Origin of the sequence: Fructobacillus tropaeoli (assembly GCF_016860625.1) — a bacterium.
Taxonomy (GTDB): domain Bacteria; phylum Bacillota; class Bacilli; order Lactobacillales; family Lactobacillaceae; genus Fructobacillus; species Fructobacillus tropaeoli.
Genome location: NZ_BOJU01000001.1, coordinates 289,192 through 315,610, shown reverse-complemented (window position 1 = coordinate 315,610; position 26,419 = coordinate 289,192). Strand labels below are relative to the sequence as shown.

Below are 26,419 nucleotides of genomic sequence, written 5' to 3'. Positions count from 1 at the left end.
CTAGTGGATTTTATGTTAAACTAGATATAATTGAAATCGAGACAAGAAGGGGCTAATAATCCAATATGCCTTTTCAAGATGATTCGCTTTAAAAAGTAGTAACGACAAAAGGATAGAACATGACAGATTTAAGAATAATTCCCTTTGGGGGAGTGCGTGAAAACGGCAAGAACATGTATGCCGTTTCGGTCAACGATGAAATTTTCATCTTAGATGCCGGACTCAAGTACCCCGAAACGGAACAACTCGGGATTGACGTTGTCATCCCTGATTTTGAGTACCTCGTTAATAACCAAGAAAAAATTGCTGGAATCTTTTTGACCCATGGCCATGCAGATTCTATTGGTGCTTTGCCATACTTGTTGCAACAGCTTCAAGTGCCAATTTTTGGTTCTGAATTGACCATTGCCTTGGCCAAATTAGCCATCCAAGACGAAGCCGACTTAAAGGCTTTTGATGATTTTCACGTGGTTAATGAAAATACTGAAATTGATTTTGGGGCCGTTAAGGTGTCATTCTTCAATACCACACATACCATCCCTGAAGCTTTAGGGGTTGTTTTGGGAACGGATGAAGGCCAGATTGTTTATACTGGTCACTTTAAGTTTGACCAAACGGCGGAAGCTTCTTACCAAACAAATTACGCTCGTTTGGCTGAAATTGGTGCTAAGCCAGTTTTGGCATTGTTAGCTGATGCGGCTGGAACCGAAGACATCGGTAAGCCAATGGTCAGTGAGAAGAAGATTCACCAGTACGTTGAAGACAGCTTTGTGGCTGCTAAGGGCAAGCGGATTATTGTGGCTGTTGTCGCTTCTAATATTCAGCGTGTTCAGCAGGTGATTGATGCGACGGCAAAGACCCATCGACGCCTGATTTTCTCTGGGCAAGATGTGGAACAAATCGTTCATGCCGCTTTGAATTTGGGTAAGTTGAACTTGCCAATGCCAAAGGAAGAACTTTTTGCTGATTTGAAAGACTTGGAAACGTTGCCAGCTGGCCAAATCGTTGTTTTGGAAACCGGTAAGATGGGTGAACCCGTTAAGAACTTGCACAAGATGGCGAAGGGTGAAAATCCAAACATCCGCTTGGGTGATTCTGACTTGGTCTTTATTGCAACAACACCATCCTTTGCTGTTGAATCTTACGTGGCGCAGACGCGAAACTTGCTTTTCCAACAGGGCGCTGACGTCAAGCAGATTTCAACTGATTTACGGTCATCTGGCCACGGATCAGCTGAAGACGTGCAGATGATGATTAATTTCATGAAGCCGGAATTCTTCTTCCCTGTTTCTGGTGAATTCCGTGTGATGGTAACGGCAAAGGCTGCCGCCGAGGAAGTTAATATTCCAGCTAAAAAGATTATCATGGCTAAGCGTGGCGACCAGTATGTTTATGATGGCCAAACCTTTGAAAAGAAGGGCGGCTTTACGATTGGCGAAACCATGATTGATGGTGATTCTTTGAATGATATCGGCAATGTGGTCCTTCGCGACCGCCGAATTTTGTCCGAAGATGGTGTCTTTGTGACGGTGGTGACGATTGATCGCAAAAAGCGCAAGGTTGTGTCAAAGCCAAAGATGACGTCTCGTGGTTTTGTCTATGTGAAGGCGAACCGTGACTTGATGAAGGAAGCTGGCAAGCTGACGATTGATGCCATTGAAGACTATTTGAAAAATGCCAAGGCCTTTGACTGGAACGAGTTGAAGAATGGCGTTCGCGAATCATTGTCTCGTTTCTTGTTTAACGAGACTCGTCGCCGGCCAATGGTAATGCCTGTGGTGATGGAAGTTAACCAAAATCGCCGACCACACCACACCAAGGGGCAGGAAACTACCGGTCAAAAGGGCAAGAAGGCAAACGGAAATAAAGACCAAAAGAAGGGTCAAAAGAATCCGGGCCAAAATAACAACCAAAAGAAGCAAAATAATCAAGCAAAGCAAAATAAGCCCAAGAATCAGGGCAACAAGGCTAAAGGACAAAAGAATCAAGACCAAGCCAAGAAACAAGCAGCAAACCAATAATTAAAACTGAAAATGGCTCAACGGGTTCGATTCCTGTCATCGGCATTTTTAGCCACTTGCAGTTATCAATCATTTTGAAAAAAGACCCGTCAGGGCCTTTTTTCTTTGTTAGAATAGAGGCGCAAGTTGCCTTATTAGAGTAAAAAGGAGTTTCACTTGGAAAAGACATTGATTGAAATCAAAGATCAGGCTGAGGCCGAGTTTAACCAGGAACATTACCACCAGGCAGCTGATTTATTTGTGACAGTTTACCAAGAAGAGCAAAGTTTGGCCGTTAATCGCCAATTGGTGCTGGCTTTAAAAGAGGACCAGCAATACCAACTGGCCAAAGATTACGCTACTGATTTTTTGTCGGATTATGCCCAACATGAAAATCTGTTCTTACTGTATTTTGACCTGCTTTTGCAAATACAAAACTTCGTTTCCGCGCAACAGTGGGCTTTGCAGAGTCCAAATCAGGAGTTAACAGAAGGTTTGTTAGCGCATATTCGAGATGGTGAAAGGAAGGCTGAAGACCAGCAGGGGCAGACGCTCAAGACGATTGCCCAGCATTTTTACCATCTTAGCGATGAATCAATGGTGGCCCAGCAGGAACGCTACCAACAAGCCTTTCACTTGCCCGTAGCTACTTTTGTGACGGGGGCGAAATTCTTACTGGTTGATCCCTTTGCCAGTCCATTGATGCGCAGCACGCTTTTGAGTGACTTGCAGGAGCTCGGGGAAACCGGGGTAGTCACCTATCAGTGGCTTGACCAACAGCGCTACCAAATTGATTTGCAGGCCATCTTGCCACTGTTCTCAAATCAGGCCTTTCAAAAACTGGTTGCAGCTTTAGATGACCAGGTTGGCCAAGAAGACCCAATTGCCTACCAGGCTTTGTTTGATCAGCTACGCTTAGAGGCCATGTTATTGTTCCCGCGGCTAGAAGAAAGTATCTTGGATGCCACGGCCTGGGTAGATGCTGATTTGTCAGCTTTTTATCAGGAACAAGTACCGGAAGAAGAGGCCCAACAAAAGCAGGCACACGACTTGGTTTTGCAGGCATTGAGTGAACTGGCAGGGTAGTAAACCCCTTAGGAAATGGGTGTTTACAAAGATTCGAGAACTTAGTATAATAAGTGTCGGCTTAAGTGCCAGAAAAACGCAGTTTAATGGTTGCCTTTATGGACCAGGCGTTGTAAAATATAAACATACCATTTTCTCGGGACAAAAACTGAGAGATAAAATTGGAGGAAACTACATTGGCTAAGGAAACTTACGTTCGCAATAAGCCCCACGTTAACATTGGTACGATCGGACACGTCGATCACGGAAAGACTACTTTGACTGCTGCTATCTCAAAGGTATTGGCAGAAAAAGATGGTGGAACTGCTACTGATTTCGCTGAAATCGATAACGCTCCTGAAGAAAAGGAACGTGGTATCACGATCAACACGTCTCACATCGAATATGAGACTGATGCTCGTCACTACGCCCACATCGATGCCCCTGGTCACGCGGATTACGTTAAGAACATGATCACTGGTGCCGCACAAATGGATGGTGCCATCTTGGTTGTTGCCGCAACTGATGGTCCTATGCCACAAACTCGTGAGCACATCTTGTTGGCTCGCCAGGTTGGTGTTGAACATTTGGTTGTCTTCTTGAACAAGACTGACTTGGTTGACGATGAAGAATTGATCGACTTGGTTGAAATGGAAGTTCGTGAATTGCTTTCAGAATATGATTTCCCAGGCGATGACATTCCTGTTATCAAGGGTTCAGCTTTGAAGGCTTTGGAAGGTGATGAAGAACAAGCTAAGGTCATCATGGAATTGATGGACGCTGTTGATTCATACATCCCAACTCCAGCACGTGAAGATGACAAGCCATTCTTGATGCCTGTCGAAGACGTATTTACGATCACTGGTCGTGGTACTGTTGCTTCTGGTCGTGTTGACCGTGGTGTTTTGACTACTGGTACTGAAGTTGAAATCGTTGGTTTGAAGGATGAAATCCAAAAGACTACGGTTACTGGAATCGAAATGTTCCGTAAGACTTTGGAAGAAGCTCAAGCTGGTGACAACATTGGTGCTTTGCTCCGTGGTGTTGACCGTGACCAAATCGAACGTGGTCAAGTTTTGGCTGCTCCTGGTTCAATCAAGACTCACAAGAAGTTCATGGCCGAAGTTTATGTTTTGACTAAGGACGAAGGTGGTCGTCATACACCATTCTTCACTAACTACCGTCCACAATTCTACTTCCACACTACTGATGTTACTGGTGTTGTTGAATTGCCAGCCGGTGTTGAAATGGTTATGCCTGGTGACCAAGTAACGTTCGACGTTGAATTGATCGCACCAGTTGCCATTGAAAAGGGATTGAAGTTTACTGTTCGTGAAGGTGGCCACACTGTTGGTGCCGGAACTGTTACTGAAATCGAAGAATAATTTATTATCTCTTCAAAAAGTCCACTTTTGTGGGCTTTTTCTTTTGCTTAAAATTGCTCGATTTAAACTAAAAACCCGCGACTGTCAGTGATTACTGAACAGACAGCGGGCTTTTTTAAGCTTTATTTGTCTTTTTTAATACCCAAAGCCTTATCGCGAGCTTCCTTATCTTTCTTGCTATCAAGAATGGGTAGGTCGATGAGGTCTTCTAAGGGTGTGTTAATGTGCTCTTCTTGGTTGACAATTCGTCCCATGAATTTTGCCTCCGTTTTTGTTGATTGGCGCTATTATACCATTTTACGAGTTGATATGCTGGGACTAATCGTCTTTGCGTTCAATCAAATAGGTTAAATCAGAATGAGTTTGGTAGCTAGCCTTATCCGTATCATTTGTAATGGAGACGTCGAAGTTGGCTGCCTGTTGGTTACGGGTTAAGTTGACAATCAAGAGACCGTCATCTTTAAGGTGGTCCCAAAGAAGGGTGATTTGTTCGTTAAGCGTTTCTCGGTTAGGAAGGGAAGTACCGGTGTCAGAGCCGTAGTCAAGAATGGCGAGGTCAAGCTTTGAAACTTTACCAATTTGTGCTTGCAGCTTGCCTTGTGTCAAAACGCCGTTGATTACGTCAACGCGGTCTTGTAAACCAGCCATAAAAAGAGAAGAAGCGATTTGATTCGCATTTTCTTTCTCTTCGCTAAAGGTCAAAACTTGGCCTTGTGAGCCCACACGGCTCGATAGAAAGCGTGTGTTTAAGCCGATACCAGCAGCACCATCCACAACGAGGTTACCAGGTTCGACCGTTTCTTCAAGTGTACTTTGAATAAAATGTCGATTTGAAATTTGCATCGCGAGCTCCTTTTTCTTTTCTAATCTATAGTATACGAATTTTTACTGATTTATGCTATAATAAAGGTACTTTTCAACAATAGTAGTGATTGCGGAGCATCAGAAAGTAAGCGGGGATGGAAGCTTGCCAACTAAGATCATGAACTCGGTTGAAACCCCTACCGGTGAAGTGGAGTAGTCGGTACGTCTTGCTGCGTTAAGGCAACTTCGAGGTTCAAGAAATTGAACAAAACGTAGGTGGTACCGCGATGATAATCGCCCTATGTTAGGCCCAAGTGGCTTAACATGGGGCGTTTTTTAGTAGATGGAGGAATAAAATGGGATACGATCATAAAACAATTGAGAAGAAGTGGCAAAATTTTTGGGATGAGGATCAAACCTTTGCAGCACCAGATAAATCAGATAAGGAAAAGTTTTATGCCTTAGACATGTTTCCATATCCATCTGGTCAAGGATTACATGTTGGTCACCCAGAAGGGTATACGGCCACGGATATCGTATCGCGTTTTAAGCGCGCTCGTGGCTTTAATGTTTTGCATCCTATGGGTTGGGATGCTTTTGGTTTGCCAGCCGAACAGTATGCTTTGAAGACGGGTCACAACCCCGCAACTTTTACGGACCAAAACATTCAAACTTTTAAGAACCAAGTGAAGTCATTGGGCTTCTCTTACGACTGGAACCGTGAAATTAAGACAACTGACCCTAGCTATTACAAATGGACGCAGTGGATCTTTGAAAAGCTCTATGAAATGGGCTTGGCTTATGAAGATGAAATCATGGTCAACTGGGCTCCTGATTTTCCAGGTGGTGGCTTGGTTGTTGCCAACGAAGAAGTGATTAACGGCAAGACGGAACGTGGGGGTTACCCTGTTTACCGCAAGCCAATGAAGCAATGGGTTTTGAAGATTACGGCCTATGCGGACCGCTTGATTGACGACTTGGATGATTTAGACTGGCCTGAAGCAATTAAGGAGCAGCAGCGTCATTGGATTGGCCGCTCAGTCGGTGCCTCTATTCGCTTTGCGGTCGAAGGCCATGATGGTGAAAAGATTGAGGTCTTCTCAACGCGTCCAGATACGTTGTTTGGTGCTTCTTACCTGGTTTTGTCACCAGAACATGATTTGGTTGATCAAATCACCACTGCTGATCAAAAGGCGGCTGTGGCAGCTTATCAAGAAGAAATCGCCACTAAGTCTGACTTGGAGCGAACTGATTTGAATAAGGATAAGTCAGGGGTCTTCACTGGGGCTTATGCAAAGAACCCAGTTAACGGTGAATTGTTGCCAATCTGGATTGCCGACTATGTCTTGGCTTCTTATGGAACCGGAGCCGTGATGGGTGTGCCAGCGCACGATCAGCGTGATTACGACTTTGCTAAGAAGTTCGACTTGCGCATTACGCCAGTTATCGAAGGTGGCGACATTGACAAGGAAGCTTATAGTGGCGAGGGCGTTCACATTAACTCAGACTTCGTAGATGGCTTGGGCAAGCAAGAGGCCATCGACAAGATGATTGCTTGGTTGGAAGAAAATGGTGCCGGTGAAAAGAAGGTCAACTACCGCTTGCGTGATTGGATTTTCTCTCGCCAGCGTTACTGGGGTGAACCAATTCCTGTTGTCCATTGGGAAGATGGCACACAGACGTTGGTCCCAGAGGATGAATTGCCATTACGTTTGCCAGAAATGACAGAAGAGCAATTGAAGCCTTCTGGTACTGGTGAATCACCATTGGCCAATGCCAAGGACTGGCTGGAAGTCACTCGTGCAGATGGCATGAAGGGCCGTCGCGAAACTAATACTATGCCACAGTGGGCTGGATCATCATGGTACTTCTTACGCTATATCGATGCGAAGAATGGCGAGGCTTTGGCCGATCCTGAGAAATTAGCTTACTGGAAGAACGTCGACTTGTACGTCGGTGGAGCAGAACACGCGGTTTTGCACCTCTTGTATGCTCGTTTCTGGAACAAGGTCTTGTATGACCTTGGCGTGGTGAAGGAAAAGGAACCATTCCAAAAGTTGGTTAACCAAGGAATGATTTTGGGTGCTAACCACGAAAAGATGTCAAAGTCGAAGGGCAACGTGGTCAACCCGGATGATATCGTCAACGAATATGGTGCTGACACGCTTCGAATTTATGAAATGTTTATGGGCCCATTGACTCAGAACAAGCCATGGTCTGAGGAAGGGGTGACAGGATCTCGTCGTTGGTTAGACCGTGTTTGGCGCTTGCTCATCAATGAAGATGGTTCTGTAACGGACAAGTTGACGGATAAGGCCGATGACACGCTCAAGAAGGAATACAACTTGACGGTCAAGAAGGTCACGGAAGACTTGGAAAACATGCATTTCAACACTGCCATCTCAACGTTGATGGTCTTTGTCAATGATGCTTACAAGGAAGACAAGCTTCCAGCTGCTTACATGGAAGGCTTTGTGCAAATGTTAGCACCGTTTGCACCACACTTGGCCGAAGAATTGTGGCAAAAGTTGACGGGTTCAAAGGAATCCATCACTTATGTTGCCTGGCCAACTTATGATGAAGAAGCCTTGGTCGATGATACAAAGGAAATCATCTTCCAGGTGAACGGCAAGGTCCGTTCAAAGCAGGTCTTACCAGCTGATGCCAGTCAGGACGATTTGATTGCAGCAGCAAAGGCTGATGAAAAGGTTCAAAAGAACTTGGATGGCTTGGAAATCAAAAAAATTATTGCCATTCCAGGTAAGTTCGTTAATATTGTTGCGAAGTAAGAGCGAACGTGTTATCTTGGTGTTTAGCTGATTTAATCGAAACAATCCAAGAATAGCCCGTTAGGAAGACGGATTTTCCTTCCTAATGGGATACATATTAAAGGTGATACAGGTATGACCCAGGATTTTTATAACGAACAAGAGGGTGGTCAAGAAAAAAAAGACCAGGCGCCGCTTGATGACCAACATCTAACGGCTGACGAGTTGCTCGCCAAGTTAGAGCAAAACCTTCGCCCTAAAACCAAGCAAGAAAAAATTGTCGCTTTTTGGCCAAAACGGTCGCAGCGACGAAAACAGAATTTGAATAATGGCGATTCGAAAGGTGATCCAAAACCATTGTCTGAATCCGAAATCAAAGTAGAACAACCAGCAGTAACAACTAAAAAATCAGCCTTCTTTCAGCGCCGGTCAAAGCAGTCGGCCAACCAAAAAGATGGCAATGATGGTCAGCCAGTTGATGACGTAACAGCTTTGGCAGACCAAACAGTGGCTTCGTTGGGACGGTCTGCCAGTGATGAGCAGGCTCTTGACCAAAGTCAGGGTGGCGGAAATAGTGCCTTGGTCCGCGGGTCCTTTTGGTTATCCTTGGGAAACATTGTTTCTCGTCTCTTAGGAGCAGTTTATATCCTGCCGTGGTTGGCCATGCTTGGTAAGGCAGCCAACCAGGGAAATGCCCTCTTTTCGCAAGGGTATAATATCTATGCGATTTTACTTTCAATTGCTACCTTTGGTTTTCCATCAGCCATTTCCAAGGTAATGGCCCAACTGATTGCTAAAAAGGATCAGAATGGTTTATGGGCCCTTACCAAACGATCACTACAAATTGGGGTAGTGCTTGGGATTATCTTTTCGACCTTGTTGTACGTTGCAGCGCCGCTCCTATCGAACGGCAATGCCCAGGTCGTCCCAGTTCTGCATTCTTTGGCACCGGCTGTTTTGGTCTTCCCAGTGATGTCGATGGTTCGTGGAATCTTCCAGGGACATCAATTAATGCACATTTCAGCCTTGTCTGATATTTGGGAACAGGTTGGTCGTGTGATTTACTTGTTGTTAGCCACTTGGATTGTCTTAAGCCATGACAGCAGTAATTGGACTGGGGCTGTTGTCCAGTCAACATTTGCCGCCTTTATCGGGGCGCTCTTCTCATTGGCTGTCTTGGGCTATGGCTGGGTGCGCTATGCGCGGTTGATTCACCCAGTTGCCGGCGTGCCGGACGAGCAAGCCGCTTTGGCACAAATGAGTGCTGCGAACCAGCAAGCAGTCGCTGAAAATCAAACAGCCACTGACCAACCTTTGCACCGTCGTCATCAACAAGATGACAGTCAAGGACAAAAGAATCAGCCAACCGGGTCAAAAGCACTATCGATGGTCATCAATATTTTGAAGGAATCATGGCCCTTTGTTGTTATTGGTTCGTCAACGAATTTGTTCTTGTTCGTTGACCAGTATACTTTCTTCCCATTGATGAAGGCCTTTTTCCATACGAGCCTTAGTCAGTTACAGATTGACTTTGCCTTGTTCTCAGCCAATCCAAATAAATTGGTGATGATTGTCATTTCTTTCGCCACAAGTATTGCGGCAACGGCCTTGCCAATCTTGGCAGCCAAGAAGGCGGCTAAGCAAATGGGGGCCTTGAAGGAACAGTTAATTGCCGTCTTACGATTGACCTCCTTAGTCTTGGTGCCATCTGCGCTTGGTATGTACGCTGTTTCGGATCCTTTGTACCGATTCTTCTATCCAATTGATCAAACGGTCCAAGCTGGGATTTACTTGCTCCAATTCTCAGCTGTTTTGACGATTATTATGTCCTTCTTTATGTTGTTGGCCTTTGTCTTACAGGCCTTGTCACACGGTAAAGAAGTGATGCGGGCCTTTGGTTATGGCTTGTTAATTAAGATTGTGATTCAGGCACCATTGATTTACCTCTTCCAGGGGATGGGGGCTTTGATTGCTACCGCCCTTGGTTTAGGTTGGTCGCTATATCTGATGATGAAGTATCTGAAGGAGCATTACCAAGTTTCGATGAGAACCATCCAGGATACCTTGCTAAAGACCTACCTATCAGCGGCCGTAATGGCCATTGTTGCCTTTTTGTTAACTTGGGTCTCAAAGACTTTCTTGCTGACGACGGCAACAAAGGTTGGTGCCGGCTTAGCAACTGCTTTAGGGGTGATTGGTGGACTTGTCGTTTTGCTGGTCTTATATCGCCGTTTTGGCCTGTTAAATCAGGTTCTAGACCGTGGCCACGAGCCAGAAAAAATTAAATAATGATTGAATTCTTAGCCAGACAAATGTCTGGCTTTTTTGTATCAAGAATCAATCTATCGTGGTTTTTGTTTTCTTTTCTTTTGTTTGGGAAATGTTGGCTACCAGGCTGAAGATACAGGCTTTCTATGATATTATGAGAGACAGTGATAAATTCTTTTTTGAAAGAGAGGCTCGCCATGCAAGCTGTAACAAAATCTTGGCGTAAGGCCGCGCTGACAAGCGCTGTTTTCGTAATCTCCGTTGGACTACAGGTTTTTGGATTGAATTATTTCTTAATCCCCAATAGCATTTTTTCTGTTGGAATTAATGGAATTTCGCAATTGCTTTCCCTGTTGGTCTTTGATGCTTGGCATTTACGGATTCCAACCGGACTGTTCTTTCTGATTTTCAATATTCCAATTGGAATTATGGGTTGGAAATTAATTGGTGGTAAGTTTACTATCCTATCCTTTATCAACGCGATGGTGGTAGCATTGGCTTTGATTTTCGTGCCAGTCCATCCTTTCACGACTCAGCCATTGCTGGCCTCACTCTTTGGTGGCCTGCTGGTGGGTTCTTCTGTTGGAATTGCTCTGCGCTATGGTTTTTCAACGGGTGGATTTGATATTATTTCGATGGTTGTGCAAAAGCGAACTGGAAAATCAATTGGTGCCTTTAATAACGCAGTTAACTTTGTGATTGTGTTGATTGCTGGTTCCTTTATTGGTTGGCAAAATGCTTTGTACACTTTGATTGGGATTTACGCAACCGGACGGGTAATCGATGCCATTTATACTGGTTACCAAAAGCTCACGGCTTTGATTGTGACGAGTCGGGGACCGGAAGTCATCGATGCTTTGCACCGTGACTTGATCCGTGGCATTACCATTCTGCCATCAGAAGGGGCTTATACGAAGCGGGAGTCAACAACGTTGATGATGGTGCTATCCCGTTTTGAACTGTTTGAAATGCAGGAAACGGTTCGCCAGGTCGACCCAAAGGCCTTTATTAACTTCTTGTCAACGGTTTCCGTTGCAGGCGAGTTTTGGGATGCCGACCGGCAATTACAAATGAAGAAGTCAATGGGACCAAAAGCGGTCACGATTGACGCCCAATTGGAGGCTGAACAACAGTTGGCTGACCAGTTGGATCAACTAAAAGATGAGGATTAAATTCTCATCTTTTTATAATTTAATGTTCGGGAATTTTTATTGCTAAATGAGAAAAAACCGAGTACAATTATCAATAATAATTTAAGAGAAATTTACAGATATATCGCTGGAAAATGGCCAGCAGTCTCTACCGCGCCCCAAAAGTCGTGACTATCCGTGAATGCGAATCAAAGGTTTTTTGACGGAGCATTTTGCGGAGCTGTGGTAGCTGCAAAGTGCTCTTTTTTGGTCTATATTGTAAGCAGGATGGTGAGGAGAATCATGGCAGAATTTAAGATTAAAAATAAGTTCGTCCCAATGGGTTTGACCTTTGACGATATGAAAATGGTCGCCCCAAGAAAAGACGAAATTTCAGTTGATGCCGTTTCTTTGGAAACGGAATTGACGCCTACGCTCAAGCTGAAGATTCCTTTGCTATCAGCCGCAATGGATACTGTCACAGAAGCGAATTTTGCCATTACCCTGGCACAGTTTGGTGGCTTGGGCGTTGTTCATAAGAATATGACGATTGCTGACCAAGCAGGTGAAATCAAGAAGGTGAAGGAACACCAAGTTGATTTGAATCAATTCCCTAACGCAGCTTTGGATGCCAAGGGTCGCTTGATTGTTGCCGGTGCCGTTGGGGTAACCAACGACACGGTTGACCGTGCTGGTGCAATGGTTGATGCCGGTGCCGATGCTATTATCTTGGATTCTGCTCACGGCCAATCAGAAGGTGTTTTGCGTAAGGTGCGCGAGGTCAAGGATGCCTTCCCTGACGTCAACATCATTGCTGGTAACATTGCTACTGAAGGCGCTGCTTCTGATTTGTATGATGCTGGTGCTGACGTCGTGAAGGTTGGTATTGGACCTGGATCTATCTGTACAACACGTGTTGTTGCCGGAATCGGTGTACCACAGTTGTCTGCCATTCGTGATGCTGCTAAGGAAGCTAAGCGCCGTGGCAAGGCAATCATTGCTGATGGTGGTGCTAAGACGCCTGATGACATCATGAAGGCAATCGCCATGGGTGGCAACGCCGTGATGCTCGGTTCAATGTTCTCAGGCACAAAGGAAACTCCTGGGGAAGTCTTTGAAGATAACGGCCAGAAGTTTAAGTTCTACCGTGGCATGGGCTCCATTGCTGCCATGGAAAATGGTTCAAAGGACCGCTACTTCCAAGGTGAAGTTAACGAAGCCAAGAAGATGGTGCCAGAAGGAATTGAAGCACGAGTTGCCTACAAGGGCACTTTGGCTGATATTTTGATGCCAATCTTGGACCACTTGCGCAAGGAAATGGCCGAAATGGGCGTGCACAATGTGCAAGAAGCCATTGACCAAGCCGAAAACGTTGAGAAGACCACTGACGTCTTTGACTACCAGGCTTCTTTGTAATTTTTACGAACACAAACTTTTGATCGGGAGAAATTATGACTGACATGAATACACGACACGGCTTGGGTTACGACGAAACCCTTTTGGTCCCAGCAGCTTCAAATGTTTTGCCACACTTGGTCGACTTGAAGACGCATTTGGGCGCATTGGCTATGAATAACCCGTTGGCAGCTGCAGCAATTAATCCAGCTGCTGATCAACAAGAAGTCGTTTTGGCTGTGGCTCAATCTGGTGGATTGGGTTTGGTTGCTGCTAGTGAAGCTGTTGCAGATCAAGTAGCTGCCGTTGAAGCTGTGCGTGCCGCAACTGTTGATTTGGACAAGAACCCACAGACTTTGGTAACTGAAGATGGTCACGTGGCCGTTGGTGCTGAAATCTGGTTGGCCGCTGACGTGAAGGAACGTGCATTAGCATTGGTTGGCGCTGGTGTTTCTGCTTTGTTCCTTTACTTAAATGATGATTTGACGGCTGATATTGCCGCTGAAATCAAGGATTTGAAGGCAGCATTGGGCCAGGTTACTTTGGCCGTTGGAACTATTGAAGATCCTGCAGTTGCTAAGGAACTCTTCGACTTGGGTGTCGATGCCGTAATCGCTGGCCGTTCAGTTCATTCTGACTGGCCTGATGACATTCATTACCCATTCTTGACGACTGTGATGGGCATTGCTGAAGTGGCAGACCCATTGGATAAGACAGTTATCGCTCAGGGCGGTATCCATTATTCCGGTGATGTTGTTAAGGCCTTGGCTGGTGGTGCTGATCTGGTCATGGTCTCTGATTACCTTGCCAAAGAAGACGTTGCTGAAGACGCTGTTTTCCAAATTGATGGTGGTTTACGGGCCGGAATGGGGTATACTGGTTCACATACGGTTGCTGATTTAAAAGAGTCCGCACAATTCGTTCAAATCACGGATAACGGCTTGAAGGAATCACATCCTCATGATGTGGAAATCACTAAAAAAGCGCCAAATTACGTTGAACAGGAAAGAGACTAAGCCATGACCACAGGTAATGACAAAATCTTAGTATTGGACTACGGGTCCCAATACAACCAATTGATTACGCGACGCGTTCGAGAACTCGGCGTTTTCTCTGAATTGAAGTCATCAAAGATGACGATTGATGAAATTAAGGAATACAACCCTAAGGCAATTATCCTTTCGGGTGGTCCAAAATCAGTTTATGATGACGATGCTTATCCAATTGACCCTGAAGTATTCAAGTTGGGGATTCCCGTCTTGGGTGTTTGTTACGGGATGCAATTGATGGCCCAACATTTGGGTGGTAAAGTCGAAGCCAACCCAGGTAATGGGGAATTTGGTCAGACTGTTATCAAGCAGACTGCTCCTTCAAAGCTCTTTGCTGGTACACCAGAAGAGCAAGTTGTCTTGATGTCACACTCAGACAACGTCACAAAGTTGCCTGACAACTTTGTTGTGGCTGCTGGTTCTGAAAAGACGCCAATTGCAGCGATTGCTAATGATGATGACCGTCTGTACGGTGTTCAATTCCACTCCGAAACAACGTTGTCTGAACACGGTAAGGAAATCATTAAAAACTTTGTCATCAACATTGCTGGAGCAGACGCTTCTTGGACAATGGCTGGTTTCATTGATGAACAAATCGAAAAGATTCGCGCCGAAGTTGGTGACAAGAAGGTCTTGCTTGGTTTGTCAGGTGGGGTTGACTCATCTGTTGTTGGTGTCTTATTGCAAAAGGCTATTGGCGACCAATTGACTTGTATCTTTGTTGATCATGGTTTGTTGCGTAAGAACGAAGCACAACAAGTGATGGACATGTTGGGTGGCAAGTTTGGCTTGAACATCATCAAGGTTGACGCACAGGATCGTTTCTTGTCAAAGCTTGCTGGTGTTACTGATCCAGAACAAAAGCGTAAGATTATCGGTAACGAATTTATCGAAGTCTTCAACGATGAAGCCATCAAGTTGAAGGACGTTGACTTCTTAGCCCAGGGAACGTTGTACACGGATGTGATTGAATCTGGTACGGATACGGCCCAAACAATCAAGTCACACCACAACGTTGGTGGTTTGCCTGAAGAAATGAACTTTACTTTGATCGAACCTTTGAACAAGTTGTTCAAGGATGAAGTTCGTGCCTTGGGTGAAGAGTTGCAAATGGACCACGAATTGGTCTGGCGTCAACCATTCCCAGGACCAGGTCTTGGTATTCGAATCATGGGTGAAATCACTGAGGACCGTTTAGAAACTGTCCGTGAATCCGACTTTATCTTGCGCGATGAAATCGCCAAGGCTGGTTTGGAAGGTGATGTTTGGCAGTACTTCACTGTTTTGACCAACAACAAGTCTGTTGGTGTCATGGGTGATTACCGTACGTACGAATACACGATTGCCGTCCGTGCCATCACTTCTGTTGATGGTATGACAGCGGACTTTGCCCGCTTGCCATGGGATGTGTTGCAAAAGGTTTCTTCACGAATTGTCAACGAAGTGGATCACATCAACCGCGTCGTGTACGATATTACCGCTAAGCCACCTGCAACGGTTGAATGGGAATAAAACTTATATGCAAATTGAAACCGGAATGTTGATTTAACGGCATTCTTGGAAAGATAGAATTGATATTATTGGCGGGGAATGTGTTCTCTGCTAAATCCCCGCCAAGTTTGGGCCGATAGGACCGAACTTGGCGGGGATTTTCGTTGAATTGTCATTAACGACCAGGCAATCCGGTGTCCTGGGACAAGAATTAGGATGTTAAGTGTTCTGTAAAGGCATAGAGCGTGACAGCCTCGAATATTTGTTGAATGGAAGGTTATGTAAATGTGAATATTCACTGACTAAATCGAGTAAAATGAATCTAATAAGAAACCACTGGAGGATAAGCTGATGCCAGCCAAAAGCAATGAACTGAAAATTTAAGATAAGCTCTGGGAAGCCTGTGACAAGTTGCGCGGGTCGATGGATCAGTCTACTTGTTGTACTAGGACTGATTTTTCTGAAGTATGTTTCCAATACATCCGAAGAATGACACGCTGAACTTGAGGCGACCGAGTATTCAGAGGATGCGGAAGACCGTGATTTTTACGATGTCGAAAATATTTTCTAGCTACCTGAAAATGCACGTTGGTCTATAATTGTGGAGACCACCAAAATACCAGATGTCGGCACCATCATTGATGCTGCTATGACTTCTATTGAAAGCGAGAGTGACAGTATCAAAGGTGTCCTGTCAAAGAACTATGCGCCTGACAATCTATCTAAGGAACGACTCTGCTCAAAGGACAAGCTGGGTGCAGCGTGAGTTGGCTCGGGGAAGCATGCGAAATGTTGTTAAGAGATTGTTGCGCAAATATGGGTATCCGCTTGATTTTGCCAAATTCGCCGTGGAAACTGTAGTGGAGTAAGCTGAAAAGATGGCATTCGGCGCAAGTGTGGGTCATAATTAGCCGGTTGTTTGTGGTAGAGTAATCTTTATGGTGAAAAGGAGAAGAACTATTCGAATGCTTAAAATTGATAAAGCTATTTTAGATACAAATAGTGTAATATGTGATAACATTTCTCAACTAGGTGTGGCTGATAGGGGCCTCTTAAGCCAGAATATACTTGGTCAGATTCGTAATTTTGTAGAATATGTTGCAATTAAAGTATGTTCTAACGGTGGTGATGTTGATCCTAATGACTATAATTTGAATGTGGAGTCCTTAAAAAAAGTGCAGCGCAGGGGCGATTTACAGTTTCTTTATAGGTTCCACAAAATGCTACAAAAGTCCGTGTCGCATTATACCCTTAACAAGGATGGGTCAGAACGTCTTATGCTCAAATACTATGAGCATCTACTAAAAATTAAATTGTACTTGAAAAAATATTTCAATTTGGAGGTACTTGAGAATATTAGTGATTTTCCTATAGATACGGACGCCGAGCTTTCGAATTATTTTGAGAAAATTGCTGAGAAAATTGAAAATCCAAGTACAGATAGTTATCCAGTAACTTATAACGATCGGTATTATGTGAGAAAAGTAAAGCCCTTTTTCGTGAATCAAGAAATCTACTACGAAATCACGTTTACTGCTGCAAATTCCAATGCAAGTAAATTTGATAGAGTGATTGCGTTTACAAAGCAAGAAATTGTCGATAACTATGCTGTGAAATTTTCATTACACAATGACACAATTCGTATCTTAGATAAGAATATGTCAATTCTCGTAATCGATGGATATGAGGTGTCTATCCGACCGTGCGAGTGGGATAATCTATCTGAAATTTTTGGACCAAGAGTGAGGCACAGTACTAACTCCAAAGAGTACAAAGAGTTGATGAGGTACCTTTCAAGTGTCAAGATGTCCTTAACCGAATTGGTGAGCAGTGATCAGACCTACTATGATTTTATAAAACAGCAAATTACAGATGGTGTGCAATCGGTCAGTATTTATGAAATGCTTGATCAGTGTCGAAATATTATAATCGGTAATAGACAAGGCGCCAATGTATTAAGATATTTGCTTCAGAAAATGAATAACCGTGTTATCAGGTGGCAGTATTCAAATGAAAAATGCGATCGTCTATCGAATCTTTACTTGAATTATGGCTGTATCCCATTTGATGATATGCCTTATTGCACATCTCTTCGAAGACACAATCCAAAAATATATGATTTGTTTGAATCTATTCCCGTTTCCGGGCATGAGCACGAATTGCTTGCTAGGTATATTAAAAATAATACAGAGGTAGAGGAGCAGCTTTTTACACCCAAAGACAAGATTGATGGTTTTGAAAATATTGATAGTTTAATTAAGAAATATAATGACTCTCTGTATCACAAGCATACTGACCGTAAAATTGAAGAATATAAATCCCATCTCTATATCAAGAGTCATGTTGACGATACCACGGAGATTATCAAAACACTAAAGCAGTTGGCGGCCTCTGGCATAGCTCAATATACAGGATCGGTTGATTCGTGGATATCAAGAGAAGCGTATACGATTGATGACCAGAGCAAGCAAAAGGCTCTTCGGCAGATGTTTTCCAAATCCCATGTTGCATTGATATATGGCTCTGCTGGCACTGGTAAATCTACGCTAATTAAGCATATTTCTAATTTTTGGGCCAACAAAACGAAGATATACTTAGCCAACACGCATCCAGCTGTAGATAATATGCGAAGGAAGGTCACGGCTGGAAATAGTGAGTACCATACGATTGCAAAGTTTCTTTCGAGTCGAAATGTTCGTTTGGACTGCGACATCCTCTTTATTGATGAGTGTAGTACCGTCAGCAATGAAGATATGCGAAAAGTTTTAGAGAAAGCTGACTTTAAACTGCTTGTACTTGTTGGTGACATCTATCAAATTGAGTCGGTCTATTTCGGAAACTGGTTTAGTATTGCAAAAGAATTTGTACCCAAAACGTCGATATTTGAATTAACTCATCCATATCGTACGAATGACAAAAATTTGCTGACCGTTTGGGATCGAGTCCGCAAACTTGATGATGCAATTCTAGAACCGCTAGTCAAGAATGGATATGTCTCGAGGTTGGACGAATCTATCTATGAGCATAGCGAAGATGATGAAATTATTCTGTGTCTGAATTACGATGGACTTTACGGAATCAACAATATCAACCGATTTTTGCAAAATAGTAATCCTTCTAAGCGTATTGTTTGGGGAATAAATACTTATAAAGTGGGCGATCCGATTTTATTTAATGAATCGAACATTTTTTCCCCGTTAATTCACAATAACTCAAAGGGAAGAATTGTTGGCATTCGACCAGAACAGCAAAAAATATGGTTTGAAATCGAACTCGAGGAATCATTGAATGAATTTGAGGCCAGTGGGTATGATTTTGAACTTATTGGAGAATCCGCATTGGGAAAATCTATTATTTCGTTTGGCGTGAATAAATATCGGAGTACCGACGAGGATGATCAAGATAACGATTCTACTATTATTCCATTTCAAATCGCATATGCAGTCTCCATTCATAAAGCGCAAGGGTTGGAATACGAGTCGGTAAAGATTGTAATTACGAAGGAGACAGAAGAGAGAATTACACAAAATATTCTCTATACGGCTATTACCCGAGCTCAGAAAAAATTAAAAATTTACTGGAGTCCCGAAACCGAACACTCTGTGCTTGAAAAACTTACAGTTAAAAATTTTGCAAAGGATGCAAGATTGTTATCTAAACTTTCTTCGCTACCAATGATGAAATAAGGCGCGCCGGGGGCTTTTAACTTCGTATTGGATTCGTTCTTTGTGCAACTTTGTCGCCTGATAATTGTTATATGTTATTACAAAGCTCATCTCGTGACCTCCTTCGTCATTGAATGATACGGGCGTTTTTTATGAACGAACCCGAAATCTGAACTGGCTTTTGTAGTTAATATAAAAATATGTTGATAGAAGGCTGAAAAAATGGCTATCTAAGAAACAAATAAACAGTATAAGATATTGTTAACTCAGGAACAGCAAAGGCAAGAGCGAGAACGCAATCAAAAACAGTGTGACAATGTGAAATCAGTTATTAATAATCTGAAGTCTTGTTTATTTCGTGCCCTAGATATTTTGATAGCATATATTGATATTTAAGTTTGTTGATTGTACACTGAACATATTGAAAACCCTAAGTTTGAGTTCTATACGCGGCCAAATGGACACAATGAATTTAAAGAATTCTTAGACAATTTAAAGACGGTAGAAAAACAAAAATTAGTCTCCGTAATTGCCAAGACACAAGAGTTTGGGTTGCAGGTTGCAGCACGCCAAATGTGGATTAAAAAAATTTCAGATGGTATTTTTGAGCTACGGACGACATGATCGAATATTCAGCGTGGTTTGTATTTTCATGCTGATGGTTCGCATTATGTGATTACGCACGGATTTACGAAGAAGACCCAGAAGACACCTGTTTCTGAGCTTAATCACGCCAAAGAGCTTAGAAAAGAATACTATGATAATCTGGGAGGTAACTAACTATGGCAAAGAACATTTCTTTTGACGATTATCTCGCCGAACAACTTAAAGACCCTGAATTCAAGGCAGGCTTTGATGCTGAATCTGCCAAACTTGAGAGTGCAGTGGCGTTGATGAACGAACGTGAACGGGCTGGCTTGACTCAACGGGAACTAGCAGAGCGTGCAGATGTACCACAATCAACGATTGCAAGAATTGAACATGGTCAGAATACTAGCTTTGATACCATGAGCAAAATCGCTTCTGCGCTTGGTAAGAAACTTAAAGTGGAATTTATGTAAGTTTATTCATGATATGAATAGCAAATGTCATCACTGATTTTGATTTGAATTTTAAAAATTTGGACATGTTATTAACCAAGCTTTAGGGCTGATGGCTTTCAGTATTTTCTTATTTGCCCTGCTATGTCCCGTGAACTAAAAACAAAAAGACGAACCATGCTTCACAATCGGTCATGCTGACCAGGTTAGTGTCGACGGGTTCGTCTTTTTTTATTCGGGAAATGGCTATTATTAGGACGGCTTCGTATTGAGCCATTCAAAGAGGTAAATCAGTGATGCATTTTTATTTTGTACCTGGTTAATCGTTACTGGAAAAGGTGCCAGAGTGTAGTTATTCGTTTGAACCAAATCAATTAACTGAGGAACTAGTCCCTGATTTTGAATGACAATCTGGTAAGAACCTGCGGGAAGGGGCTGGTTTAGGATAAATTCATCGGCCTTTTCTGTTAGGGCCCAGACTTGCCCACTTTGAAGGTTCTGGAGTGTGACAGTCATGGTTGACTTGGCTTGGATTTGAACTGAGAAAGTATTAGCGGGTTTGGCTAAATTAACTTGTTGCTCAAGCGTTGTGCCAGGGCTGATAGTCGTTGGTTGAGCGTGGTATTGAACGGACAGCTGACTCCGTTGTGCGGCCACAACAATGGTGGATAGCGAGTAGGACTGAAGGAAAACGGCATAGATGGCAATGGTTGCCGAAATGAGAAAGGCGACACGAGGCCAGCGTTTTTGTCTTTTAACCTCGGTAACCTTTTGTCGACGGGTGACAGGGGCTGGTAAAGCGACTAGAAGGACGAAAAGAGCTGGTAGGATATTTTGCCCATAACGTGATTCTGCTTCCCAAAAAATCACATGGAAGGCTAGGTATCCCAAGGCGGTTAAAACAGCTAGCAGAGCTAGTTGGTCTTTTTGACGATGAAAGCGTGGTCGCCAGCAAAGTAGGCGGAGGCTAACCGTGAAAAAGAGAATGATCGAAGCGACAACGTAGCCGATTTTAATGGCTTTTTGATAAAAGGCAATATGGTCTTGATACCATTTTGGAGCCGATTCAAAGCCACCGTTATACCAGTCTTGGATGGCACTGACGTCTAATAAAATCGTTAATTTTTTGAGCCAGAGTTCACTGAGACCCAGTGGGCCGAGTGTTTGGATTCGATGGACAATTTGTTGGCTATCATATTGCCGACGGGCAGTGGTGTTCGCTAGGCTGATATCCTTTTCAACGTCTTGGTCATCGTACATGCCATCCCCACTCTTATTGAGGCCCATTAAGACCCAATGACTAGCAGGAAAGGCTTCGGCACTATGTGGTTGATAAGAACTAGCACGGTCAATTAATAGGGTGGCTGGCATCGCTAGGGTCATCTCCAAGCTGAGAAAAAGAATGGGGCGTAACAGTTGCTTTTTTGTCCGTTCTTTCTTGATGGCTAAAATCAGTAGTGTTAAGAATCCAGCTGGTAATAGGACAATCATATTCGGCTTCATCAGCATTCCTAGTAGGGCTGTGGCAGTGAGATCCAGGCTGATTTTAACCTTGGCCCTGGTAGTGTTAGCTTTTGGCCAGCGCCACAAAAGTCGGAAAATAACTAGGACGGCCAACATGGATGGCAAATCAGAATAAAAAACCTGGAGGTAATAAGTGTAGGCAAAGGGTGTTGCGGTCAGAAAGGCTAGAAGGCCTAAGAAGGTGCTCTGAGGACTCTTTAGGTCAGCACAGGTTTTCAAGGCTAAAACGATAAAGGTGTCGAGTAGGCTAATCGTGAGTAGGTGAATCGTGATGTTGTCGGACAGATGGACGAGCTGGCCCAGCGCAAAGAATTTGGACAGGATGTAGGTAATCGGAACGTTGTTGGGGTAGCGCCAGAAATAGGTACTTTGCCAGACGTGGTCACCAGCAGCCAGTTGATCGGCCTGGGACAGGACCCGGTAAGGGTCGTGGTAGACGGACACCGGTAGAAAAATCAGAATCAGCACCTGGCCGACAACCATTAACGTGAGGGCTAGGTAGGTGATAGTTCTGATTTGGCGGATGCTCAAGCGGTTGAAAAAAGGCCGCAGGTAGTAGCTTGCTATTAGGAGCAAGACAGTGGTGCTGACAATGGCGAGTGATGTTTGGGAACTAAAACTACCGGTACTACTAATAATGAGGCAGAGGGCAAGTAGGACAGCCAAAAGGGAATAGGGCCTGTGGCTTTTGGATGTGATTGACATGGTGCTGGCGATACCTTTCGTGTTGACTGAATTGAGATCAATCAGTTATTTGTTTATGTATGGGCAGCGTCTTGCTTGAATAATAAATAATACGCAGGACGCTGGTATTAGTACTGTGGCTCACCGATAAAAAATCAGGAAGTGTACTGTTTTCGTTTAGACTAGTTTTTACTTGGTAAAGCACGCGCTTGCCGTCGGGTTAAAAAGGCAGTCGCAGCTTGGTGGAGGAGGTCGCGATAACCTTCTAGTCGCAACCAAAAGCCAGTTGCTAAGAGCAGGCTAGCGACAACGTCTGATGGGTAGTGGTCACGCAGGTAAAAACGTGAAAAGGCCACTAAAATAATCCAAGTGCAGGCAGGGATAATCACGTAGTAGCGACTGTCCACTGGAATCTTTGGCAAAACGACCATCAGCAGGCAAATGACGAAAATTGTCGTACAAAAAGTGTGGCCACTGGGGAAGCTAAATCCGGTATCGGCAATGATTTGATGGCTGGGCCTAGGCCTAGCGATAGTCATCTTGATGATTTCAGTCAGTGCGGAACCGCCGAACTGGAGTAAAATGATCCAACAAGCTAGGAAGCGGTCTTTTTTGTAGAAAACGTAGCCAGCTAGTAGGACGGTCAGTGTAATCGCTACGAGTGGGCTGCCCAGGTCGGCTACGACGGTAAAAAAAGCGGTATTCGTGGGTGTCACTAATTTGGCCGTGCTTTGGCTAATCGTTGAATCGAAATTCGTAATGGCTGTTGAATTGGTTAAGACTCCGAGCGCCAGAATGGCAAAGGCTAAAATAAGGGCGAAACTTAAGAGTGTTTTTTGTTTATTTTTCATCGTATTTCCTCCGAAACGTATAACAAATAGTTTAGTTGGCATATGCATCTTGAACTACTTATGAAAAATAAGGCCAAGCTTAATTTTTTTCAGAATGGGACAGGCGAGCTGGTCGGTAAACAGTCTGTGAAATGGGGCGATGGCTGGTTTGATGGTGACAGTAAGAGATCGTAACATGACGTGAAATCGATTAAATTCCAAATTAGGTCAAGAAAGGTCAACCTTTTATTGGACTAAAAAAGCCACCCAAAGGGGTGGCAAAGGAATGCTGCCAATGTGAATCAATGATTACGAATGGCCGCTTTGGCCGGTAGTATCAATAGCACTCGGCAACAGAAGGGTGAAGATTGTTCCACCAGTCGGATTATCGGCTACGGACAAATGCCCGTGAATCAGGTCAACGAACTGCTTGGTAATGGCCAGGCCAAGGCCGGTTCCGGGGATGGAGCCACGGACATCGTCACTACGGTAAAAATGTTCAAAAATATGTGCTTTATCAGCCTCTGGAATACCCAAGCCTTGGTCCATCACCGTGAGGGCCACAGAACCATTTTCCTTGTTCGAAAGCGTAACGACAATTGGGTCTGAGGGTTTTGAATACTTGCTAGCATTTTGAATCAAATTGTGCAGAATCTGCTCGAGGGCCTCCAAGTTGGTCTGCGCCATCAAGTTGGGTTCTAGCTGTAAAATCAGTTTTTGAGGAATTGTTTTTTCTAATGGTTGCATGATTTCGCTGACAGCCGTAGTGACATTCATCCTCGTTAATGCCAATGACAGCGTTTCAACGCGCAGAATGGCCAGAAGGTCTTCGATAATTTGCTGCATTGCCCGTGATTCTTTGGTGATGTAGGTCACTGATTTTTCAATAATTTCTGGATGGTCAGCACCATGGCGGTCGATTAATTGTGCATGACTCTTGATGGTGGCAATCGGCGTGCGCAGTTCGTGAGCAGCGTTCATGACAAAGAGCTTCTGCTGGTCTTGTCGTTGGTTGAGGAGAGCGAGCAGGTGGTTGAAGTCTTGGGCAAGTTCCGTGACCTCGGTTGGCTGACTGGGAACAGGAAGTTGAATTAGACCAGATTGCTCTGCTTGATGGACCACTTGGGTGCTAGTTGACAGGTCAGTGAGCGGGTCCGTTAATCTGGCGGTTAACCGACGAATGTAGATGGGGGCGAGAACCAGAGTGACGGCGAGTAAAATGGCTGAGACTTCAATCACACGCATTAAGATGGAGAGTTGTGGACCGATATTTTGCCATAAGGTGTAGTAAATGCCATTGGAAGAAACAAAGCGTCGGTAAAGGAAGCCAAAGCCGGGACGGTAATACAAGTTATTGATAAAGGGCACTTTAATCATCTTCTTTTGCAAGAGGTCATCGGCTCGCGGTGAGAAGTAATATCTGGCTTCGGCATCTTGGCGCAGGTTATGGACGTAAATATAGCTATGGTTAATGTCCACGGTACTGTTTTTTCGCCAATCATCCCAATCATGGTCGCTATCAATTTCATTTTTCTTCAGACTGGCGGTAATCTGCCAGGTTGAGAGCTTCACATCGTTTAGGAGCTTATGGCCTACGCCAAAAATCATCATCAGACTAAAAGAGATGGTGATGACGATAATCATTTTGATTTGGCTGCGGAGCATGATGCTGGCGCTGGATTGTTTATTTTTCTTTGGTCTTTTAGTTGTGATCAATGGTGGGGTACCTTCATTGGTTGCCGCAGATATACTGGAAAATCAGCTATTGGGCGCCTTGGGCTATGCTATGGGTGCAGCCGAATCATCTGTTGGGAGACGTGGCACTATGAGTACGGGCAAATCAGTTTTCGGCATCGTCGGCTTGCTGTACTAACAAATCAACTGTCGGCACCGCTGGCTATTGCTGTGCTAACAAAACAACTGTCGGCACCGCCGGCTATTGCTGTGCTAACAAATCAGTTGCCGGCATCGCCAGCTATTGCTGTGCCGATTAATCAGCCATGAGAAACGTTGGCCGAAAGCATATAGCCCGTACCACGAATGGTATGGATCAGCTTTGGCTGGTCTTCATTCTGGTCAAGCTTATTGCGGAGGTTTTTAATGTAGACATCAAGAATATTTGGTTGGCCCTCAAAGTCAACGCCCCAGACAGTGTCTAAGAGGTAATCGCGGGTGCAGGGCTCATTTTCATGGTTCATTAGCACAACCAAAAGGTCGAACTCCCTTTGGGTGAGGGGGATGATAATGCCGTTTTTCGAAACTCTTTTTTTCTTAATATCGACAATTAAATCAGCAACCCGCAATTCCTGATTTTCCTCAAGAGGTCGTTGGCCGTGACGTTTGGCGATTTCAATGCGCGCCAGGAGTTCTTCTGTTTCAAAGGGTTTCGTGATATAGTCATCGGCACCGTTGGTCAGGCCGGCCAACTTATCACCAATGTAGTCCCTGGCCGTCAGCATAATAATCTGGACATCGCTTTCCTTGCGGATTTTGCGTAAAACGCTAAAGCCATCCAGGCGTGGGAGCATCCAATCTAAGATGATTACGTCAAATTGATCTGGTTGGTCATTAAAAATTTCCAGGGCTTCCAGGCCATCGTGAGCCTGGGTCACTTGGATGCCTTCTAGCTGAAATTCGGTGGAGAGGGAATCGGCCAAGCCTTCCTCATCCTCGACAAGTAGTAATCTGGTCTCCATTTGTCTCTTTCCTTCATAAAATGGGTTTTGATTTTAGTTCTAGGATACCGCGACTTGGTTCTTTTCGATACTAATCTTAACTAATTGCTTTCTGAAATTTTTTCAGAAAAGAATGATTCTCCTTCGGACAAAAATTCGGCAAAAGGCCTGCAGGAGTGTGGTAAGATGAGCGTAACAGATGAGAAAGGGTTAACTAATTCTGATTTGGCCCTAAGGAGAGTTGGATGAAGCAATTTTTACTTGTTTTGAAAAAAAGGCGAGGAGTTGTCACGGTCGTGGTTGGACTATTAGCAGTCTTGCTGGCTGGACTGGCCTACCAAAAGATTACCTACCAGCAAACCCACCTGTCAGGAAGTTACCGGGATATGAACGCTGAGGTGACAATGACCTTTAAGGGCGATCAGGCGACGATTTATTCGGATGGGCAAAAGACGATGACGGTTAAGTATCGGCTCAAGGATAACAAACTGACCCTTGAAGGAAGCGACGGTGTGACATCAAAGGCTACGGTTACCAAGAACCACCGGACCTTCATTAGTGATGTAACAGGGGCAACCTACCAAAAGCAAAGTTAAATTAATTCCAGCCATTAGGCTGGGATTTTTATTTTTGCACATAAAAAAAT

The 26,419-nt window shown here is 44.2% G+C and carries 19 protein-coding genes, 2 pseudogenes and 1 riboswitch; of the genes and pseudogenes, 15 read left to right on the top strand and 6 right to left on the bottom strand.

The window, feature by feature from the left end:
* Positions 1-119: 119 nt before the first annotated feature.
* From FT12353_RS01580 to tuf, 3 genes are all read left to right on the top strand, one after another.
* Positions 120-2,021: a ribonuclease J gene (locus tag FT12353_RS01580; protein ID WP_203617526.1), complete on the top strand. Its 1,902-nt coding sequence runs from the start codon at positions 120-122 to the stop codon at positions 2,019-2,021.
* A gap of 156 nt (positions 2,022-2,177) precedes the next feature.
* Positions 2,178-3,086 (top strand): type I restriction endonuclease subunit R, encoded by a 909-nt coding sequence (locus tag FT12353_RS01575; RefSeq protein ID WP_203617523.1) that lies wholly within the window; start codon positions 2,178-2,180, stop codon positions 3,084-3,086.
* Positions 3,087-3,262: 176 nt separating this feature from the next.
* A complete protein-coding gene (gene tuf, locus FT12353_RS01570) occupies positions 3,263-4,450 on the top strand; it encodes an elongation factor Tu (RefSeq protein WP_059393490.1) in 1,188 nt (395 codons plus the stop codon).
* Between the two features lie 122 nt (positions 4,451-4,572).
* Here the strand turns inward: tuf and FT12353_RS08570 are convergent, their stop codons facing one another.
* Together FT12353_RS08570 and FT12353_RS01565 are read right to left on the bottom strand one after the other, a co-directional pair.
* Positions 4,573-4,704: a hypothetical protein gene (locus FT12353_RS08570; RefSeq protein ID WP_275403531.1), complete on the bottom strand. Its 132-nt coding sequence runs from the start codon at positions 4,702-4,704 to the stop codon at positions 4,573-4,575.
* A 64-nt stretch (positions 4,705-4,768) separates the two neighbouring features.
* Positions 4,769-5,293 carry a hypothetical protein gene (locus FT12353_RS01565; protein ID WP_203617520.1) on the bottom strand — a complete coding sequence of 175 codons (525 nt, stop codon included), beginning with the start codon at positions 5,291-5,293 and terminating at the stop codon, positions 4,769-4,771.
* Positions 5,294-5,610: 317 nt separating this feature from the next.
* Here FT12353_RS01565 and leuS point away from each other — a divergent pair, with 317 nt between their 5' ends.
* The 10 genes and pseudogenes from leuS (at position 5,611) to FT12353_RS01515 (ending at position 20,081) form a co-directional block, all read left to right on the top strand.
* The gene (gene leuS, locus FT12353_RS01560; RefSeq protein ID WP_203617517.1) at positions 5,611-8,043 is read left to right on the top strand and encodes a leucine--tRNA ligase; all 2,433 of its coding nucleotides are present in this window, start codon (positions 5,611-5,613) and stop codon (positions 8,041-8,043) included.
* A gap of 114 nt (positions 8,044-8,157) precedes the next feature.
* Entirely contained in the window at positions 8,158-10,311 is a 2,154-nt protein-coding gene (locus FT12353_RS01555; protein WP_203617503.1) for a putative polysaccharide biosynthesis protein, read from the top strand.
* Positions 10,312-10,487: 176 nt separating this feature from the next.
* Positions 10,488-11,462, top strand: coding sequence for a YitT family protein (locus FT12353_RS01550; protein WP_203617500.1), 975 nt, complete (start codon positions 10,488-10,490; stop codon positions 11,460-11,462).
* Positions 11,463-11,538: 76 nt separating this feature from the next.
* Positions 11,539-11,635, top strand: a riboswitch (purine riboswitch).
* Positions 11,636-11,723: 88 nt separating this feature from the next.
* Complete coding sequence (gene guaB, locus FT12353_RS01545; protein WP_203617497.1) at positions 11,724-12,836, top strand: IMP dehydrogenase; 1,113 nt, start codon at positions 11,724-11,726, stop codon at positions 12,834-12,836.
* Positions 12,837-12,871: 35 nt separating this feature from the next.
* Positions 12,872-13,831 carry an IMP dehydrogenase gene (locus FT12353_RS01540; RefSeq protein ID WP_203617494.1) on the top strand — a complete coding sequence of 320 codons (960 nt, stop codon included), beginning with the start codon at positions 12,872-12,874 and terminating at the stop codon, positions 13,829-13,831.
* Positions 13,832-13,834: 3 nt separating this feature from the next.
* Positions 13,835-15,376 carry a glutamine-hydrolyzing GMP synthase gene (gene guaA / locus FT12353_RS01535; protein ID WP_203617480.1) on the top strand — a complete coding sequence of 514 codons (1,542 nt, stop codon included), beginning with the start codon at positions 13,835-13,837 and terminating at the stop codon, positions 15,374-15,376.
* A 710-nt stretch (positions 15,377-16,086) separates the two neighbouring features.
* Positions 16,087-16,224 (top strand): annotated as a pseudogene (locus FT12353_RS08565) (type I restriction enzyme endonuclease domain-containing protein); the annotation flags it as partial.
* Between the two features lie 96 nt (positions 16,225-16,320).
* Positions 16,321-19,041, top strand: a complete 2,721-nt coding sequence (locus FT12353_RS01525; RefSeq protein ID WP_203617477.1) for an ATP-dependent DNA helicase — start codon at positions 16,321-16,323, stop codon at positions 19,039-19,041.
* Between the two features lie 399 nt (positions 19,042-19,440).
* Positions 19,441-19,800: pseudogene (locus tag FT12353_RS01520) on the top strand (type II toxin-antitoxin system RelE/ParE family toxin).
* A gap of 2 nt (positions 19,801-19,802) precedes the next feature.
* Entirely contained in the window at positions 19,803-20,081 is a 279-nt protein-coding gene (locus FT12353_RS01515; RefSeq protein ID WP_203617474.1) for a helix-turn-helix domain-containing protein, read from the top strand.
* Positions 20,082-20,312: 231 nt separating this feature from the next.
* Here the strand turns inward: FT12353_RS01515 and FT12353_RS01510 are convergent, their stop codons facing one another.
* The 3 genes from FT12353_RS01510 to FT12353_RS01500 form a co-directional block, all read right to left on the bottom strand.
* The gene (locus tag FT12353_RS01510) at positions 20,313-22,289 is read right to left on the bottom strand and encodes a glycosyltransferase-like membrane protein (RefSeq protein WP_506256319.1); all 1,977 of its coding nucleotides are present in this window, start codon (positions 22,287-22,289) and stop codon (positions 20,313-20,315) included.
* Between the two features lie 161 nt (positions 22,290-22,450).
* Positions 22,451-23,119: a phosphatase PAP2 family protein gene (locus FT12353_RS01505; RefSeq protein ID WP_203617466.1), complete on the bottom strand. Its 669-nt coding sequence runs from the start codon at positions 23,117-23,119 to the stop codon at positions 22,451-22,453.
* 288 nt (positions 23,120-23,407) lie between these two features.
* Complete coding sequence (locus tag FT12353_RS01500; protein WP_239061153.1) at positions 23,408-24,742, bottom strand: sensor histidine kinase; 1,335 nt, start codon at positions 24,740-24,742, stop codon at positions 23,408-23,410.
* On the opposite strand from FT12353_RS01500, the gene FT12353_RS01495 reads away from it, so the two are divergent.
* Entirely contained in the window at positions 24,729-24,971 is a 243-nt protein-coding gene (locus FT12353_RS01495; protein WP_203617460.1) for a hypothetical protein, read from the top strand. The two genes, FT12353_RS01500 and FT12353_RS01495, sit on opposite strands and share 14 nt — an antisense overlap.
* A gap of 121 nt (positions 24,972-25,092) precedes the next feature.
* On the opposite strand, the gene FT12353_RS01490 is transcribed toward FT12353_RS01495, so the two are convergent.
* Positions 25,093-25,794 (bottom strand): response regulator transcription factor, encoded by a 702-nt coding sequence (locus FT12353_RS01490; RefSeq protein WP_203617456.1) that lies wholly within the window; start codon positions 25,792-25,794, stop codon positions 25,093-25,095.
* Between the two features lie 224 nt (positions 25,795-26,018).
* Here FT12353_RS01490 and FT12353_RS01485 point away from each other — a divergent pair, with 224 nt between their 5' ends.
* Positions 26,019-26,369 (top strand): hypothetical protein, encoded by a 351-nt coding sequence (locus FT12353_RS01485; RefSeq protein WP_168778199.1) that lies wholly within the window; start codon positions 26,019-26,021, stop codon positions 26,367-26,369.
* Positions 26,370-26,419: the final 50 nt, after the last annotated feature.